Genomic DNA, 17,567 nt, shown 5'->3' on the forward strand with positions numbered 1-17,567 from the left:
GGCTGTGACGGCTGTGACGATTTGCGGGGGCCCCGAACGAGGTTTGACCCAGGCAAAACTCGTCAGTACCCTCGAACAGTCGCCCGCACGTGGCGACACGGCTGCGAGCCAGGTCCGCCTGGTGACCGCGCCGGTTAAGCGGGACGGACGAGCTTACCAACGGCAACCGGGTCCACGACAGCGATGTTCGCTCGGTGTGGGCTGCGGGTGCAAGACGCAACAAGGAGATAGAGCCGTGGCCAAGGGCAAGCGGACTTTTCAGCCGAACAACCGGCGCCGCGCACGCGTGCATGGGTTCCGGCTGCGGATGCGGACTCGGGCCGGCCGGGCGATCGTGTCCAACCGGCGGCGCAAGGGCCGCCGCGCGCTGTCTGCGTAACGCGACGCGGGACTAGCGCGGTGCTTCCGGCGCGGTACCGGATGACGCGGTCGACCGATTTCGGCACGACGGTCAGCCGCGGTGTCCGCACGGCACAGCCCGATCTGGTGGTGCACGCGCTGCGTGCGGACAATGGGGCGCAGGACGGCCCGAAGATCGGGCTGGTGGTTTCGAAATCGGTTGGTACCGCAGTGCAACGACATCGGGTGGCGCGCCGGCTACGGCACGTGGCCCGCGCGGTGATCGACGAACTGGACCCGGCCGACCGGGTGGTGATCCGCGCGATGCCGAGCTCACGGCACGCGATCTCGGCGCGGTTGGAACAAGAACTGCGTTCGGCGTTGCGCCGGAGCAGATCCAAAAGCGAGGCGCGTCGATGAAGGCGGGTGTGGTCGCGCGCGGGGTCATCTTCGTGATCCAGCTGTACCGCAACATGGTTTCGCCGCTGCGGTTGCCGACGTGTCGCTTCATGCCGACCTGCAGTCAGTACGCGGTGGATGCGCTGAGCGAGTACGGGCTCATCAAGGGTGGCTGGTTGGCAACCGTACGGCTGCTGAAATGCGGACCATGGCATAAGGGAGGATGGGACCCGATACCGGAGCGCGGGGGCGAGGCGCACCAAAGCTGTGCGCACGCAAGCGAGTACCGCACCGATCGGGAGAGTTCCACCCGCAGCGGGCAAACCCCGGCATTGCGATCAGGAAGCGAGACGCGTGTTTAACTGGTTCAGCCTCGACATCATCTACTACCCGGTGTCGGCGATCATGTGGGTCTGGTACAAGCTGTTCGGTTTTCTGCTAGGCCCGTCGAACTTCTTCGCCTGGGCGCTGTCGGTGATGTTCCTCGTGTTCACCTTGCGCGCGATTCTCTACAAGCCGTTCGTCAAACAGATCCGCACCACCCGCCAGATGCAGGAGTTGCAGCCCCAGATCAAGGCGCTGCAGAAGAAGTACGGCAAAGACCGTCAGCGCATGGCGCTGGAGATGCAGAAGCTGCAGAAGGAACACGGCTTCAACCCGATCCTCGGCTGCCTGCCGATGCTGGCGCAGATCCCGGTGTTCATCGGGCTGTTTCACGTGCTGCGGTCCTTCAACCGCACGGGCGGCTACGGCATCGGCGCACAGCACCTCGATCCCGCCGTGAACCGCACGCTGCCCAACTACGTCTTCAGCGCCACCGACGTCGGGCACTTCCTGGACGCCCATCTGTTCGGCGCGCCGATCGGGGCGTGGATGATCCAGACCACGGGTCTGGACGCGTTCACCGTCTTCAACCGCGGGGCAGTGATCGCGGTCGGTGTGCCGATCATGATCCTGGCCGGCGTCGCCACCTACTTCAACAGCCGGGCGTCGGTGGCGCGGCAGAGCCCAGAGGCCGCGGCCAACCCGCAGACCGCGCTGATGAACAAGTTGGCGCTGTACGTGTTCCCGCTCGGCGTGGTGGTCGGCGGGCCATTCCTCCCGCTGGCCATCATCATGTACTGGCTCGCCAACAACATCTGGACCTTCGGTCAGCAGCACTACGTGTTCGGCAAGATCGAAAAGGAAGAAGAAGCCAAGAAGCAGGAGGCGTTGGAGCGGCGCGCACAGAACGCGCCGCCGCCGGGCGCCAAGCCGAAACGGGCCCGCAAGGGTCAGGCCGCGACCGCGCAGGCGACGACGACGGCCAACGCCGACAGCGCCGCCGACGAAGACGGTGAGGACACCACCACGGACGGCGAGAGCGCGCCGAAGACGAAGCCAGCCGCCGGTCCGCGTAAGTCCCCATCGGCCACGAACAACCGCGCGCCGCGTCCGGGAGCCACGCCGCGGCCGGGCGCGCGACCCAAGAAGAAGAAACGTTGACCGGTTCTCGCCGGTGGAATGAGGAGAGACACAGTCATGACGGACGCTGAGACGACCGAGCGCGACGAGGAGCTGACCGGCGGAGCGGACGACGGCGAGGCCGCCGCGCCGACCGTCGAGGACGACCTGGAGGAGCGTCTAGTCGCCGAAGGCGAGATCGCCGGCGACTATCTCGAGGAGCTCTTGGATCTGCTCGACTTCGACGGCGACATCGATCTGGATGTGGAGGAGGACCGTGCGGTCGTCAGCATCGACGGCGGCGGGGACCTCAGCAAGTTGGTCGGTCGTAAGGGCGAGGTGCTCGACGCGTTGCAGGAACTGACCCGGCTGGCGGTGCACCAGAAGACCGGTGAGCGCAGCCGGCTGATGCTCGACATCGCGAGGTGGCGCCGCCGGCGTCGCGACGAGTTGACCGCTCTGGGCGAGAAGGTGGCGCGGCGGGTGCTCGAGACCGGGGAACGCGAGGAGCTCTCGCCGATGACGCCGTTCGAGCGCAAGATCGTGCACGACGCCGTCGCCGGGATCGACGGGGTGCACAGCGAAAGCGAGGGCGTCGAGCCGTCGCGGCGCGTGGTCGTTCTGATCGACTGATCGCGGCGAGTTACATCGATGTAGTTTTGACGGCAACGCCGGCGCGCGAGATCCGGAGGATGTTTCACGTGAAACATAGCGAGGTGTCGGCGGCGCCAGCGGCCGCCGAGGCCTTGTTCGGCGAGGCGGTCGAGGCAGCCCAGCGGTACGCCGAACTCCTCGCCGGTGCCGGCGTCGAGCGGGGGTTGATCGGACCCCGCGAAGTGGGCCGGCTATGGGACCGACACCTTCTCAATAGCGCCGCGGTCGGTGAACTCATCGAACCGGGCGCCAATGTCGCCGACATCGGGAGCGGCGCCGGGTTGCCCGGGATACCGTTGGCGTTGGCTCGCCCGGACCTCCGCATGACCCTGGTGGAACCACTCCTGCGCCGCAGCGACTTTCTTACCGAGGTGATCGACGAGTTGGCTCTCGACGTGAGGGTGGTGCGGGGCCGGGCCGAGGAGGCGACGGTTCGGCGCCAGGTGGGGGAGATGGATGTTGTGGTGTCGCGCGCGGTGGCGTCGTTGGACAAGCTGACGAAGTGGAGCATGACGCTGTTGCGCGTCGACGGGCGGATGCTAGCGATCAAGGGGGAGCGGGCCGAGGAGGAGGTCCGAGACCACCGGCGTGGAATGACGGCACTGGGTGCCGCCGATGTGAGGGTGATCAAATGTGGCGCGGATTTCGTGGATCCACCCGCGACCGTCGTGGTGGCGCGGCGACGCACTCCGAGGGCACACCGCTCAACGGGCAGGAGAAGAGGATGAGTTCGGTTCCTGAGGGCGGCGGGACCGGGCCGGAGGGCTCCGGCGCGGACGCCGCCACGCCCCAAGGCGCCGGTGTTTCACGTGAAACATCGACAGCACGCGAGAACGTTTCACGTGAAACATGGGATCCCTCGGCACCGCCGGCCGAGGACTGGTCGGGCCCGGCGGCAGTCGACACTCCGATCGGCGCGGAGGCCGAGCGGGCCGTGCGCCTCTTACACGCCGCCGCGAAGGGCCGGCTACCGCGGCCGCCCCGCCAACGTGTCTTTACGATCGCCAACCAGAAGGGCGGGGTCGGCAAGACGACCACCGCGGTCAATGTCGCGGCGGCGCTCGCCCTGCAGGGCCTCAACACATTGGTCATCGACCTCGACCCCCAGGGCAACGCCAGCACCGCGTTGGGAATCGAACACCGACCCGGCACGCCGTCCTCTTATGAAGTGTTGATCGGCGACATACCACTGCAGGACGCGCTGCAACGCAGCCCGCACAGTGAACGGCTCTACTGCGTGCCGGCGACCATCGACCTCGCCGGTGCCGAGATCGAACTGGTCAGCATGGTGGCCCGGGAAGGCCGGTTGCGCAGCGCGCTCGCCGGGCTCAAGGACTACGACTTCGACTACGTCTTCATCGACTGCCCACCGTCGCTGGGCCTGTTGACGATCAACGCTTTGGTGGCCGCCCCCGAGGTGCTCATCCCGATCCAGTGCGAGTACTACGCACTCGAAGGGGTGGGGCAGTTGTTGCGCAACATCGAGATGGTCAAGGCGCACCTGAACCCCCAACTCGATGTCACCACCGTGGTGCTGACGATGTACGACGGGCGCACCAAACTCGCCGACCAGGTTGCTGCCGATGTTCGGTCACACTTCGGCGATAAGGTATTGCGGACCGTCATCCCGCGCAGCGTCAAGGTCTCCGAGGCGCCCGGTTACGGGATGACGATCCTCGATTACGACCCGGGCTCGCGGGGCGCGATGAGCTATCTGGACGCGAGCCGGGAGATCGCCGAACGGGGCCAGATCGCCGAACGGAGCCACGGCCGATGAGCGGGCGCAGGTTCGAGGAGTAGGGGAGAAAGTGCAATGACCCAATCGTCACGCAGGCGCAGCGGCCTCGGCCGCGGGCTGGCTTCGCTGATCCCCACCGGGCCGGCCGACGACGACACGTCGTCGTACGGGCCGCGGATGGGCGACGCGGCCGCCGATGTCGTCATCGGCGGCTCGATCGACGGCGCGACCCCCACCACCACCAACGACGTCGGCGCGGTCTACCGCGAGATCGACCCGGCCGCCATCGAACCCAACCCGCGCCAGCCGCGCCAGGTCTTCGACGAGGAAGCCCTCTCCGAGCTCATTCACTCCATCCGCGAGTTCGGCCTCATGCAGCCGATCGTCGTGCGCAGCCTGCCCGGCGAGCGGGGGGAAAGCCCGCGCTACCAACTCGTCATGGGGGAGCGCCGGTGGCGGGCCGTGCAGCAGGCCGGCCTGGACACCATTCCCGCGATCGTCCGTGAGACCACCGACGACAGCATGCTGCGCGACGCGCTGTTGGAGAACATCCACCGCGTGCAGCTGAACCCGCTCGAGGAAGCGGCCGCCTATCAGCAGCTGCTCGACGAGTTCGGGGTCACCCACGATGAACTGGCCGCCCGCATCGGCCGGTCGCGGCCGTTGATCACCAACATGATCCGGCTGCTGCGGTTGCCGATCGCGGTACAGCGCCGAGTCGCCGCCGGCGTGCTGTCGGCCGGCCACGCCCGCGCGCTGCTGTCGCTGGAGGGTGGCCCGGAAAAGCAGGAGGAGTTGGCCGCGCGGATCGTCGCCGAAGGGTTGTCCGTGCGCGCCACCGAGGAAGCGGTCACGCTGGCCAATCGCTCCGACGATGCGGCCCCGAGCGCGCCACGACGCAAGCCGATCCAGATGCCCGGCCTGCAGGACGTTGCTGAACGGCTCTCCACATCGTTCGACACCCGCGTCACGGTCAGCCTCGGCAAACGCAAAGGCAAGATTGTGGTCGAGTTCGGGTCGGTCGACGATTTACAACGCATCGTCGACTTGATGACCGCGGCCGAGCGCTGAACTACCACCCGCGGTAATTACGTCACTGTGACACTGGCATCCGGCAGCAAACCGCAAGCGCACCTCGCGCAGGTGAATTCCGCTGGGCTGCAGCCTTTTTCGGCTCAACGACGGTGCATCGCGGCATGCAGTGAAGAAACTGGGCCGTCGGCGCCGGAGCCTTCTATCCTGGAGTGGCACCCGAGCATCTCGGTACCGCGTGGAACCCGGAGAGTTTAGTGTCAGCACGGATCGCGCCTCTTCGGCTCGATGGCTTCGAGCAGTTACCCAAGCACGCCCGCCGGTGCGTGTACTGGGAGGTCGATCCGTCGACGCTGGAGGACGCTGCCGCCGCTGCGTCCGGTCGAAACGCCGCGCTGTCGGACCCCGAATTCGAGAAGGAAGCGTGGCTGTCGATGGTCATGCTCGAGTGGGGGCCGTGCGCGCAGATCGCGGTGCAGTGCCGCGACGGGGCCGACGACGACTTGGTGCCGCTGCGTGGCGACGAACCGTGCCTGGGTTACGCGTTCTACGCGCCGCCGACTGCGGTGCCGCGCGCGCGGCACTTTCCGACCGGGCCGGTCAGCGCCGACGCCGTTTTGCTCACCTCGCTGGGGGTGGAGCCGTGCGACGACGCTGACACATTGCCGCGCAGCCTGATTGCCGCCGTCGTCGGGGATCTGGTCCGTCGCGGCGCGCGCGCTTTGGAGGCCTTCGGGCACACCGCCGACGTCGGCGAACTCGCCGACCCACTCGCGGTGTCGCCGTCGTTGCGGGCCGTGGTGGAGGTACTCGGGGACTGTGCGGTGGATCAGTGCGTGCTGGGCGTCGACATGCTGCGCGACGCCGGATTCGTCGTGGTCGCCCAGCACCCGTACTTTCCGCGGCTGCGGCTGGAACTCGAACAGGGGCTGGGCTGGAAGGCCGACGTGGAAGCCGCGTTGGAACGCCTGCTGGAAACCGTGGAGCTGAAGGAACCGGTCGGAGCGGGTGCGCGCTCGTCCGGGTGAACCGGTCAGGACCGGCTGACCCGGCCGGCGTTGTCGACGGACAGTTCGTGCGCCAACAGTTCGGCGAACGTGAATGTCCCTGTGGGACGGTCGTTTTTGCCGAGCAGGTAGAGCCGTTTGACGGCGGCGAGGATGCCTTCGGCGATCGAATCGCGGGTCTGGGTCGACACCAGCATGTCGCGGTCGCGCGGGTTGGTGACGTAACCGACGTCGACCTGCACGGTGGGCATCCGGGTCAACCGCAGCAGATCCCACGTCCGTCCGTGGGTGCGGCAGTCGCGTAATCCGGTGCGGGCCACCACTTCTCGTTGAATGAAGTCGGCCAGGTTGCGCCCGATGGTGGACACCGAGCCGTGCGAGTTACCGAAGTGGAACGAGGCGACCCCGTTGGCGGCCGGGCTGGCCTGGGTGGCGCAGCGCAGGCTGATCATCAGGTCCGCGCCGACGGTGTTGGCGGTCGCGGCCCGCTCAGCGTCGGAGGGTGCGCCGTTGGCCGGTCGCGACAAGAACGTCTCCATGCCGATCGCGGTCATCCGGCCTTCGAGCCGACTGGCCAAGTCCCACAGGATGTCTGCCTCGCTGATCGGCCCGTCCGGACTGTGCATGATCAGCCCGTGGTCGGCGCCGCCGCGGCCGGGGTCGATGATGATCCGCTTGCCCGAAAGCCGCGGCCCCGACCGGCGCACCTGCTCTTCCTCTCGGATCGCGTGCGGCGAACCGCCCGTGACACGCGATCCCAGAAAGTACAAGGACCGCAACGTTTCCGGACCGCAGATGCCGTCGGGGTACAGACCGTACTCGCGCTGGTAGGACATCAGCGCGTTGTGCGTACCGAGACCGAAGTGGCCGTCGACCATGCCGGTGTAGAACCCCAAATCCTGCAGCCGGGCTTGCAGGGTGGCCACGTCGTCGCCGTACATCGGCGCGCCGAACTGGTGGTTGAGCGTACGGGCCCCAAGCCGGTACGAAGCTTCTTTCAGCGCACGGTAAGTCGCTTCACCGACGATGCCGTCGACCAGCAGACCACGGTGCTGTTGGAAGGCACGCACCGCGCGGTCGAGTTCGTCGTCGAAAAAGTCGGCGACGACGTGGCGACCCGTGGTGATCTCTTCGTCGGGGTTGTCGAGCATGCCCAGCGCTGCCAGTGCAGCCCGGATCTCGGTGACCGGGCCTCCACGGTCACCGCGACGCAGACTCGACATGGTCGACCTTTCGATCACGGTCGTCAGGGGGTGACACCCGCGCTGACGAGGCATCAGGGACTTAGCCAGCATTGTCTCAGACACTGGCGGGATTCGAGAAAACGCCAGGCGGGTGTCCGCCGGGTAATCCGGCGTCAGACCACGTCGGCAAGCTCGCGCAACAGCGCTGCCTTGCCTTTTGCCCCGACGATGCGTTTCACCGGGGCGCCGTCCTTGAACAGGATCAGCGTGGGGATCGACACCACCTGGAAGTCGCGGGCGGTTGCCGGGTTGGCGTCGACGTCGAGCTTGGCGACGGTGAGTTGACCGGCCTTCTCGGCGGCGATCTCCTCGAGCACCGGGGCGACCATCTTGCAGGGGCCGCACCACGTTGCCCAGAAGTCGACGAGCACCGGGGTGCTGCTGGACAGCACATCGGTGGAAAACGAGTTGTCGGTCACTTCGACGGTGGTCTCAGCCATCGCAACGTACTCCAATCAAGCAGGGGTGGATGTCTCTTCATCGGCTGGGGCAGAACCGATTTCGGCCAGCCAACGTTCGGCGTCGATGGCGGCCGAACAGCCGCTGCCCGCCGCGGTGATGGCCTGCCGGTAGACGCGGTCGACGAGGTCGCCCGCGGCGAACACGCCGTCAACGGAGGTGTGGGTGGTGCGGCCCTTGGTCAGCACGTAGCCGTCCTCGTCGAGGTGCACCTGACCGCGCACCAGTTCCGAGCGCGGATCGTGGCCGATCGCGACGAACACACCCGTCACCGCGAGCTTGGACTCCTCACCGGTGACGGTGTTGCGTAGCCGCACGCCGCTGACCTTGGGGCTGCCCTCGACCTCAAGGACCTCGGTGTTGGTGACGAAGGTGATCTTCTCGTTGGCCCGGGCCCGCTCGAGCATGATCCGCGAGGCGCGGAACTCGTCGCGGCGGTGCACGATCGTCACACTGCGGGCGAACCGGGTGAGGAAGGTGGCCTCCTCCATGGCCGAGTCGCCGCCGCCGACGACCACGATGTCCTCGTCGCGGAAGAAGAAGCCGTCGCAGGTGGCGCAGGTGCTCACACCCATCCCGATCAGCGCCTCCTCGCCGGGAACCCCGAGGTGGCGTGCTGCGGCGCCCATCGCGAGGATCACCGCGCGCGCCCGGTGGGTTTCGTCGCCGACGGTGACCGTCTTGATCTCACCGTCCAGCGACACCGCGTCCGCGTCCTCCATGCGCAGGTCGGCGCCGAAGCGCAGGGCCTGTTCTCGCATCTCGTCCATCAGCTCCGGGCCGGTGATCCCGTCGCGGAAGCCCGGATAGTTCTCCACCTCGGTCGTGGTCATCAGGGCGCCGCCGAACTGGCTGCCTTCGAACACCAGCGGGGACAGCTGCGCACGCGCCGCGTAGATGGCGGCGGTGTAACCGGCCGGGCCGGATCCGATGACGATTACGTCATGCACCGGGGATGTCGAGGTCATGAGCGCCTTTCTGCCGGAAAAGGGGCGGCACGAGTACAAACACCAGCCTAAGCCCAGGTGTTCCCAACGTGGCTCGCCAGGCCTGCCGCACAGGTTATGGACGTCGAAGCACGGTGTGGGCCAACAGGCCGGCGCAGTCGGGCGGCGCGACCAGCGCGACCAGGGTGTCGTCGGGGTGGCCGGGCACCAGCAGCAGCACCCCGGACCCGCCCGCGATGTCGACAGGCCGCGCGCCCAGCGGCGTCACCCCCGAATATCCCAGCCGGTCCAGGCACGAGGCGCGCTGCGATGCATCGGTCAGCGGGCCATAGTCCGGCGTCCGGTCGAGCAGGGCGAGGATCTCGGCGTCGGGCAGCGGGACGACGTGTTGCGTCACCGTGATGCTGCGCGCCGTCGGCCCGGTATCGGTGCCGGGCGGGGGATCGTCAGCCGAGAGCATCACGACGCCGATGATGCTGCCGGCCAGCGCGGCGGCGACCCCGACGAGCAGGCCGAGCAGCTGCCATCGGCCGAACCGGGGTCGGCGCACCGAGTGGGCGGGGCTGGCGGTCCGCAGCGCGGCGCCGATGCGGGCCGTGACCGCGCCGGGCACCGCGGGAGCCGACGCGTCGTCCGCACCCAGGCGGGCGAGTTCCTCGCGCACCCGCGCCGAGGCCGGGTCGAGCTCGTCGTCGTGGTCCATCGCCGTCAGTCTGTACCACCGGGCGCCGAGCGTTGGGTCAGCGTGCGCCCGCGCTGCTGTCGAAGCAGTCGAGCGCCTCGGCCAGCTTGGTGCGTGCGCGGGCGCAGCGGCTCTTCACCGTGCCCTCGGGCACACCGAGGAGACCGGCGGTCTCGGCCACCGAATAGCCCTGCATGTCCACCGCGACCACCGCGGCGCGCTGCTCGACCGGCAGCCGCATCAGCGCGCGCTCCACCACGATGGCGGTGTCCACCGACGAGGTCGGATCGCCGATCGCGAACTCTTCGTCGGGCAGCGCGGTGGTGTCGTGAGACTTGTTGCGGCGCAGCCGATCCAGACACGCATTGACGACGATGCGATACAGCCAGCTGCTCACCGCGCAGTCGTGACGAAACGTGCGTGCCCTGCGGTGCGCGGACAGCATCGCGTCCTGCAACGCGTCGGCGGCGTCGTCGGGGTTGCGGCTGGTGAGGTGGGCCAGCCGGTACAGCTGACGGTGGTGGCGGTAGAACAACTCCTCGAAGGCGTAGCGGTCACCGGCGACGTGGGCGGCCAGCAGGTCCGCGTCGCTGCGATGGTGTCCGGCCTGCCCGTCGAAGCTCCCCACAGCCGAACACTAAACGGCGCCGGGGGCAGCCGATGACACATCTTTGCCCCGCTGGGGATAGCCGCTACTCGGCTGCCTTGACGGTGATCTCGGCGATGTCCGAGCGACTCTCTCCGTTGACCTGACCCAGCTTGGACACCCAGACCAGTAGGTTCGACGTCGGTGACGCGTCGTCCACCTTGATGGTGTTCTCGCCCGGCTTCACCGGGGTCGCCGGGGTCAGCACGGTGGTGTCGGCCAGCGACGACGGGGTCGACGTGGACGCCGAGCGGATCTCGATCTCGGTGCCGGTGCTGTTCAGGTCGACGGTGACCTCGCCGACCGTGGTGGGCTGCGGCAACTGCAGGATCAACCCGACGCCGTTCTTGAAGTTCGGGAACGGCACCGCGTCGGTGTAGGTGTCGATGGGCCACACGGTGCTCGAGTCGCCGTCGATGGCGAGCCCGGCCAGCGCCGGCGCGTCGGCCTCTCCTTCGGGTGAAAAGACCGTCGCCGAAACAGGTTTCACCGTCTCACCGGTCGCCGCGGGGCTGGCCTCGTCCTGGGCGGTGGTCGGCGCGTTGAGCCCCAGCCGGTCACCGCCGAGGCCGCCTCCGACGTCCCCGAAGATGTTGCTCAGCACCGAGCCCAGCACCACCAGCGCCACCACGATGATCGCGGCGCCGACGGCCAGACCGACCATCAGCCCCTTGCGGCGGCGCGCCACGATCTCTGGATCGTCGGTGGACCCGGCGGCGGTGGCCGACGCCGACGGCGGCGCGGTTTCCTCGACGGGGGAGATGACCTCGGTGCGGTCGGCGATCGCGGTGGCCTGCTGCAACAGGTTCAGCAGCGTCGGGGCGCTGCGGATGCCGCCGCCTTCCTGCACGGCCCGCGCGGCGGCCGCCGAGATCTGGAACGGGATCTGGCGGTCGACCGCGCGCGGTTCGACGGGCTGGCCGGCGGGGTCGAGGTCGGCGGGGGCCAGGCCGCTGCGGACCCCGGACTCGGGCAGCGGCCACCGGTTGATCAGCAGCGCATACAGCGCCGCGCCGATACCGCGGATGTCGTCTTCGGGGTTGGCGTCGGGCAGCGTCGCGGGGAAGGCCAGCGCCACATCGCCCTCGATGCTCACCCGCACCCGGTTGGGATGGTCGATCGACAGCGCGACACCGGAGCGGTGGGCCGCCTCGGCGGCCGCCGCCAACGACTGGATGGCCCGAGCGCCGCCGATCGGCGACGGTGACGTGTCGGCGACCTCGGCCAGCGAGCCGCCGCGGATCCACTCCGAGACCACCAATCCGCCCGAGCCGGTGTTGGCCACGTCGAGCACCCGGGCCACCCCGGGCATCTCCAGGCGGCTGAGCTTGAGCGTGCGCGACAGGATCTCCCGCAACTGCTCGTCGGGCAGCGTCGCGTCGGGGTCGACGAAGGTCAGCGCGACCTGCCGGTCCAGCGCGGTGTCCAGCGCCTGCCAGAACTGCAGGTTGGGCGGGCCCCCGTGGAACACCAGCAGCCGGTAACGGCCGCCGGCGATCAGGGCGCCGGGAACCAGATGCACGTCCTCGTCGGAGGTGGCCGCCTCGATCGGGGGCTCCCGCGGCGGGTCGTAGGCGACCGGCTCGCGGGTCGGGTCGCCGCCGTAGTCGGCCGGGGGCCGACCCGACACCGGTGCCCGCGCGGGACCCTCGCCGCGCTCGGCGGCGAACTCGGTGGTCTCCTCGCGGGCCGCGACGTCGGGCTGGAAGTCGTCGGCGGCCACGTCGGGCTGGAACTCCTCCGGTCGCGACCGCGGAATCTTGGTGGTGGCGGAGGTGTCGGGAATGGGCGTGGTGCCGCCTGCGGGTTCGTCGCTCACCGCTGGTCCTTTCGGCATTCCGTCCCCGGCAAAGGCAGCCGGGGGTTCGCGGCGGACGTCAGACCGGTTGGGTCGGCCCCCCGACGCGAACGAATTCCTCTGTTGAGGGTACGTGAGTGGACCACGTGTCCGTGGCTTGTCGGGCACCGGCGGTGCCGAGGCGCGTCGGCCGAGGCGGCGGCGCACGAACGCCAACGCGGCCAGCGCGTCGGGGACCCGCGCGGCCAGCAGGACGGCGACGATGATCGGCGCCATGATCAGCCCCAGCGCAAGCAGCCGCAGCAACGATCCCGCCCCGCCCCAGTTGCGGGTGAGGTCCTCGAGGCCGAGCAGCTGGTCGGCGACGTGTGCGATCAGCCCGGCAAGCAAGGACGCCGCGATCGTCACCAGAATGCTGCGCACGACCTGCAGGCTGACCAACCGCCCGTCGGGCGGGTCCAGCGCGGCGCGCAACAGGAAGTAGCCGACGGTGGCGCCGGCCAGGAACCCCAACCCGTTGGCGGTGCCGAGATAGCCGGCGACCATGTCGGGGTCGTCGGTCACGTACGGGGCGAGCAACGAGCCGATGATCTTGACCGCGGTGATGACGACAATCAACACAATCGGTATCCACGGCTGCTGGCGGGCGTAGAACACCCGAAGCTGCAGCAACACAAGGGCATACGGGATCAGGGTGAACGCCGAGAGGGTCAGCGCCATCCCGAGGTAGCCGGCATCGACGTCGCCGAAATTGCCGTACGCGAACAACGCGCTGCCGATCGCCGGGCCGCCGACCGTGGTCATCGCGACGATCGGGATCAGCGTCACCATCGTCAGCCGGGTGGCCAGCGACAGGTCGGCAAGCACCGCGGGGCCGTCGTTGGCGGCGGCGTTGCGGCTCAACCGCGGCATCACCACGGTCAGCACCGTCACCCCGATGATGCCGAACGGCAGCTGCAGCACCAGCCACGTGTAGTTGTAGATGGCAGGGCCGGAAGCGGCTGCGCCGGCGGCGATCCGGTTGCCGACGATCAATCCGATCTGGCTGATCATCACGTAGAGCAGCATCGCGGCGGCCATCGCGCCGAACTGCTTCATCCGGTCGTCGATGCCCAGCAGCGGGCGCAGGCTGATCCGTTCGCGGCGAATCGCCAACAGCAGCACCACCACCTGGGTGACCGTGCCCAACGTCATACCGATGCCCAGCACCAGCAGCTTCGGATTGCCCATCCGCACGGGGTCAAGCGAAAGTTCGCCCGGCACAGCCACATACAATCCGAGCGTGGCCAGGGCCACCAGGTTGTTGCACACCGGCGCCCAGGCAGGCGGCCCGAACACGTTGCGGGTGTTGAGGATCGCCATGAACACCGACGACAACCCGTAGAACAGCACCTGAGGCAGCAGCAGATAAGCGAAAGCCGTTGTCAGATCACGGTTCACCTCGGGTTGGCTGCCCAGCATCAGGTCGACCAGCAGCGGCGCGGCCGTCACCGAGATCACCGTCGTGATCAACAACAGGATGGTCGCCAACGTGACCAGGCGGCGCACGAAAGCCGTTCCGCCGTCGGGGTCGTCGCGCTCGGCGCGCGCCAACACCGGCACGAAGATCGCGGTGAACGTCGCCTCCAGCACCAGCGCGGCGATCAGGTTGGGCAGCTGGTAGGCCACCGAGAACGCACTCGACAGCGCGGCACCCAGGATCGTGGCCAGCAGCACGATGCGGGCGAACCCGGTGAGCCGGCTGACCAGCGTCGCCACCGCCATCCCCCAGGACCGCGACACCACCGCGGCGTCGGTCAGCTCCGGTCGGCCCGCGCCTCGGCTGGGGGCGGGCCCGCGGGGCAGCCGGGGCGGGGGTTGGCGCACCGCTCTGCGCGACGGCGGCGGGCCCGGTGGCGCGGCACGCCGTGGCCGGGCGCGCGGGCCCGGGGTGCTCACCTCTCCTCGCTTGCGCGGCTGCGGTCGTCGTCGTAGTGCAGCGCGACCTCGAGCGGATCGGGGCGGTCCAAGTCGGCACGGTCGGGCTGCCCGCGGAACCGGTGCCACAGCCGGCGCCCGGCCAACAACACCAGCACGGCGGCCGCCGACAGCGTGATGATGAACAGCACCTGCCCGTAGGCGTTGGAATGCACCGACAGCCGCACCTGCTCACCGAGCGGAAGCCCGTCGGCGGTGCGCAGCGCGACGTCGACGGCCACGCGCTGGGTGAAGTGCACCTCGATCGGCACCCGCAGCGGCAGGTAGCCGGGCGGCAGCTCGATCACCCCCATATCGGTGACCGTCATCCCGGGCGGCGGGTCGATGTCGAGCCGCACGCGGATCGGCACCGGCAGGTTGTTGCGCAGCGCCAGCGGCAGCGGGCTGTGCTCGGTCGCCAAGGTGTAGGAGCCGCCGGGGTTGACGATGGTGACGGCGTGGAACATGTCCTCGACCGTGCGCCCCACCGTCGTCAACCGCTGCTGCGCCAGCCCGTTGCGCGCGGCCGGCGGCACCGACTGGCTCAGCGCGCGCAGCATGTCCTCGCGCAGCGGCGCGGTGTAGGCCAGCCCGGTGAGGCCAGTGCGCACATCGGTGGTCAGCGCCGCCGTCAGCCCCCACAACCGTCCGGTGACCGCGGCGATGCCCGACACCACCGCATCGTCGAAGCGGGCGCGCGAGTTGCCGAGGTCGTCGTCGGGCAGCCCGGCCTGCGGTTGCGGCGGGATCGCGTCGCCGTCGGCGATCAACGCGGGCAGCGGCCGGGGTTCGGCCAGCCCGGCGTTGATCGCGGTGGCCACCGTGGTGAGCATGGCCTGCGCGTCGGCCGGTTGCAGGCTCCAGTTCAGCGGCGGCATCAGGATCTCGGTGCGCGGCGTGGTCTCCGGGGTCAAACCCCGCCACAACAGCGCCCCCAGCGCGGAGAGCCGCCGCGCCACCGGCGAGTCGTCCTGCACCGCAATCTCGAGCGACGGATCGAGATACGACGGCGACACCGGGTCGGTACCCGCGCCCGCCAGCGCGGCGCCGACGGCCGGGTCGAACGGCGCGGAGACCAGCTGCGGCGTGTAGCGCTGCGGGGTCAGGTCCGGCGGGGCCGCCTTACCGGTGTCCGACCCGTCGTCGCTGGTGGGGGAGTCGGCCGCCGCGACGGCGACGGTGCGGCCTTGGGCCGACAGCAGTCGCACCGCCGGGCCGGTCAGCGGTCCGTCGGCGAACAGGGTCGCCCCCCGCAGCGAGGTGGTGCCGAGCAACTGGTCGACGATGTCGCCGGCGGTGCGGGTGGCGATCGCGCTGAGCCCGGGGTCGCCGACGCGGTGCAGCGCATCCAGATCGGCCTGGGCGTAGGTCGTCGGCGCGACACACAGCCGCTGCGCCAGCGCCTTGAGCCGGTTGAGCCAGGCGACCGCGGCTTCCTGGCCGGTGCCGGGCCGGGTCGGGGTGCCCGGGCCGGCGTCGGGGCCGGTGTTGACGACGTATCCGCCCGTCATCGCGTTGACGGTGACCAACAGGTCGGGGTCAACGGCCAGGCACGCCGTGGCGCGCATCTGCCCGTCGGGGTCGACCTCGGGGCTGGTGGCGAACTCGATCGCCGACAGCATGGTGTCCAGCCGCCCGCCCGGGGCCAACGATGTGGCCAGGTCGTCGTCGATCAACCGGACCGGGGTGGTGCCGCCCGGGGCTCCCGCGGCCAGCCGCGGTTCGTCAGCGATCGGCCACAGCAGGGTCAGCCGCACCGGGTTGGAGGTGTCGGGTGCCACCACCGACGTCAACGTGTCGGCCACCGAGTCGGCCGTCGCATCGGGCGGCACCCCCAGCACCGGCAGCAAAAACCTCGAGTCGTCGAGTCGCGCAGGGGCGCCGTAGTCCGGGGTGCCGTTGACGTTGACCATCACCGGGTACACCCCGGGCTCGTCGATGCCCAGCGACGGCTGCTGCGACGACCGCAGCGGATAGGACAGCTCGAACGGAACCTGTTCGCCGCGTTGCAGTTCCGGGGTCAGCGTGACGAAGTCTCCGACGGGCTCGAACTGGTCGACGTTGCCGGCGAGGTTGGTGCGCAACCCGGGCGACGACGTCACCGCGGCGGCGTCCTCGAGGCGCACCACCACGTCTCGCACCGGGCGGTCACCGACGTTGAGCACCGCTCCGGTGACGGTGACCGTGGGTTCGCTGGTGGTGGTCACCACCTCCGGGGTCACCCGGTCGATCTGCACCGACAAGAACTGCGTGGCGCCGGGCTCGGCGGCCGCGGCGCGGGGCAACGCGACCGGGGCGGCGACCAGCACCAGCAGCAGGACGACACTGCACAGGCGGAGCACCGCCGGGGTGCGCTCACGTGGCACCGCCGCGGTGCGCGTCACGGCCCCTGTCCGCAGCCGTTCGTCCGCCGGCCGGGCTGAGGTTGCGCACGCTCGTCAGGACGACGGTTGCGGGTATGCGAATGCGTCTGCGGCCGCCGGCGCGGCGCCATCCGCGGCAGCGGCGGCAGCGCGGCGGGGCCGTCGGCGTGCAGCCGGTCGATCAACTCGCCGGCGACCTCGGCCAGCCGGCGTTCGTCGGCGTAGGCCAGCCGCGACGGCAACTCGATCAGCGGCACCCACGCCACCTCGCTCACCTCGACGTCTTCGTCGGACAGTTCGCCGCCGAGGAACCGCATCAAATAGTGGTGCACGGTCTTGTGCACCCGGCGGCCCTCGGTGACGAACCAATAGTCGATGCTGCCGAGCGCGGCCAGCACACTGCCCTGAATACCGGTCTCCTCAGCGACCTCACGGATCGCGGTCTGCTCGGCGGTCTCGCCGAGCTCGATGTGGCCCTTGGGCAGCGACCACAGCATCCGGCCGCGCCGGTCGATGCGCCCGATCAGCGCCGCGACCTGGTGGTCCTTCGGGCCGTCGATACCGTCGATGACAAGGCCGCCCGCCGACGTCTCGTGCACGGTGCGCAGCCGGTCCGGCGGTCGGCGCGGACGCGACTTCTGGGATTTGCGCTGCCCGTTGCCGGCGTTGCCGGCGTTGTTGGCGCGCAGCGGGGTCGCGTCGGGGGCCGGGGATGCGGCGTCGGGCGGGCCGGCAGCACGACGGCCCCGACGTCGCCCGCGGCGCCGTCGAGGTTTGGCCTGTTCGCCGTCCGACACCCAAGCGATAGTAGCTGCCACAGAGTTTCGCTCCGGCCGCACTCACCGGTCGTGACAGAGCCG

At 69.5% G+C, this 17,567-nt stretch carries 17 protein-coding genes; 9 read left to right on the plus strand and 8 right to left on the minus strand.

Annotated elements, in window-relative coordinates:
• Positions 1-235: 235 nt before the first annotated feature.
• From rpmH to ABQE93_RS04325, 9 genes are all read left to right on the plus strand, one after another.
• Positions 236-379, plus strand: a complete 144-nt coding sequence (rpmH, locus tag ABQE93_RS04285; RefSeq protein WP_082933415.1) for a 50S ribosomal protein L34 — start codon at positions 236-238, stop codon at positions 377-379.
• 20 nt (positions 380-399) lie between these two features.
• Positions 400-759 (plus strand): ribonuclease P protein component, encoded by a 360-nt coding sequence (gene rnpA / locus ABQE93_RS04290; RefSeq protein WP_448406028.1) that lies wholly within the window; start codon positions 400-402, stop codon positions 757-759.
• A complete protein-coding gene (gene yidD / locus ABQE93_RS04295) occupies positions 756-1,100 on the plus strand; it encodes a membrane protein insertion efficiency factor YidD (protein WP_448406029.1) in 345 nt (114 codons plus the stop codon). The genes rnpA and yidD overlap by 4 nt, the downstream gene beginning before the upstream one ends.
• A complete protein-coding gene (yidC, locus tag ABQE93_RS04300) occupies positions 1,093-2,223 on the plus strand; it encodes a membrane protein insertase YidC (RefSeq protein ID WP_448406030.1) in 1,131 nt (376 codons plus the stop codon). The genes yidD and yidC overlap by 8 nt, the downstream gene beginning before the upstream one ends.
• 36 nt (positions 2,224-2,259) lie before the next feature.
• Positions 2,260-2,814, plus strand: a complete 555-nt coding sequence (locus tag ABQE93_RS04305) for a Jag family protein (RefSeq protein ID WP_448406031.1) — start codon at positions 2,260-2,262, stop codon at positions 2,812-2,814.
• Positions 2,815-2,882: 68 nt separating this feature from the next.
• Positions 2,883-3,563, plus strand: a complete 681-nt coding sequence (gene rsmG / locus ABQE93_RS04310) for a 16S rRNA (guanine(527)-N(7))-methyltransferase RsmG (protein ID WP_448406032.1) — start codon at positions 2,883-2,885, stop codon at positions 3,561-3,563.
• Positions 3,560-4,612: a ParA family protein gene (locus ABQE93_RS04315; RefSeq protein ID WP_448406033.1), complete on the plus strand. Its 1,053-nt coding sequence runs from the start codon at positions 3,560-3,562 to the stop codon at positions 4,610-4,612. The genes rsmG and ABQE93_RS04315 overlap by 4 nt, the downstream gene beginning before the upstream one ends.
• 36 nt (positions 4,613-4,648) lie before the next feature.
• Entirely contained in the window at positions 4,649-5,644 is a 996-nt protein-coding gene (locus ABQE93_RS04320) for a ParB/RepB/Spo0J family partition protein (RefSeq protein ID WP_448406034.1), read from the plus strand.
• Positions 5,645-5,862: 218 nt separating this feature from the next.
• A complete protein-coding gene (locus ABQE93_RS04325) occupies positions 5,863-6,633 on the plus strand; it encodes an acetyltransferase (RefSeq protein WP_448406035.1) in 771 nt (256 codons plus the stop codon).
• 5 nt (positions 6,634-6,638) lie between these two features.
• Here ABQE93_RS04325 and ABQE93_RS04330 read toward each other — a convergent pair whose 3' ends face one another.
• The 8 genes from ABQE93_RS04330 to ABQE93_RS04365 all read right to left on the minus strand — a co-directional run bounded on the left by ABQE93_RS04330 (position 6,639) and on the right by ABQE93_RS04365 (position 17,504).
• Positions 6,639-7,835: an N-acetylmuramoyl-L-alanine amidase gene (locus tag ABQE93_RS04330; protein ID WP_448406036.1), complete on the minus strand. Its 1,197-nt coding sequence runs from the start codon at positions 7,833-7,835 to the stop codon at positions 6,639-6,641.
• Positions 7,836-7,969: 134 nt separating this feature from the next.
• Positions 7,970-8,296, minus strand: coding sequence for a thioredoxin (gene trxA / locus ABQE93_RS04335; RefSeq protein WP_448406037.1), 327 nt, complete (start codon positions 8,294-8,296; stop codon positions 7,970-7,972).
• Positions 8,297-8,311: 15 nt separating this feature from the next.
• Positions 8,312-9,283, minus strand: a complete 972-nt coding sequence (trxB, locus tag ABQE93_RS04340) for a thioredoxin-disulfide reductase (RefSeq protein WP_448406038.1) — start codon at positions 9,281-9,283, stop codon at positions 8,312-8,314.
• 94 nt (positions 9,284-9,377) lie between these two features.
• Positions 9,378-9,965, minus strand: coding sequence for an RsmA family anti-sigma factor (locus ABQE93_RS04345; RefSeq protein WP_448406039.1), 588 nt, complete (start codon positions 9,963-9,965; stop codon positions 9,378-9,380).
• A gap of 37 nt (positions 9,966-10,002) precedes the next feature.
• Positions 10,003-10,572 (minus strand): RNA polymerase sigma factor SigM, encoded by a 570-nt coding sequence (sigM, locus tag ABQE93_RS04350; protein ID WP_448406040.1) that lies wholly within the window; start codon positions 10,570-10,572, stop codon positions 10,003-10,005.
• A gap of 64 nt (positions 10,573-10,636) precedes the next feature.
• The gene (gene murJ, locus ABQE93_RS04355) at positions 10,637-14,326 is read right to left on the minus strand and encodes a murein biosynthesis integral membrane protein MurJ (protein WP_448406041.1); all 3,690 of its coding nucleotides are present in this window, start codon (positions 14,324-14,326) and stop codon (positions 10,637-10,639) included.
• Complete coding sequence (locus tag ABQE93_RS04360; protein WP_448406042.1) at positions 14,323-16,728, minus strand: DUF6049 family protein; 2,406 nt, start codon at positions 16,726-16,728, stop codon at positions 14,323-14,325. Before ABQE93_RS04360 ends, murJ begins: the two co-directional genes overlap by 4 nt.
• Positions 16,725-17,504, minus strand: coding sequence for an NUDIX hydrolase (locus tag ABQE93_RS04365; RefSeq protein ID WP_448406043.1), 780 nt, complete (start codon positions 17,502-17,504; stop codon positions 16,725-16,727). Before ABQE93_RS04365 ends, ABQE93_RS04360 begins: the two co-directional genes overlap by 4 nt.
• Between the last annotated feature and the right edge of the window lie 63 nt (positions 17,505-17,567).

It is taken from the genome of Mycolicibacterium sp. XJ662 (assembly GCF_053484035.1).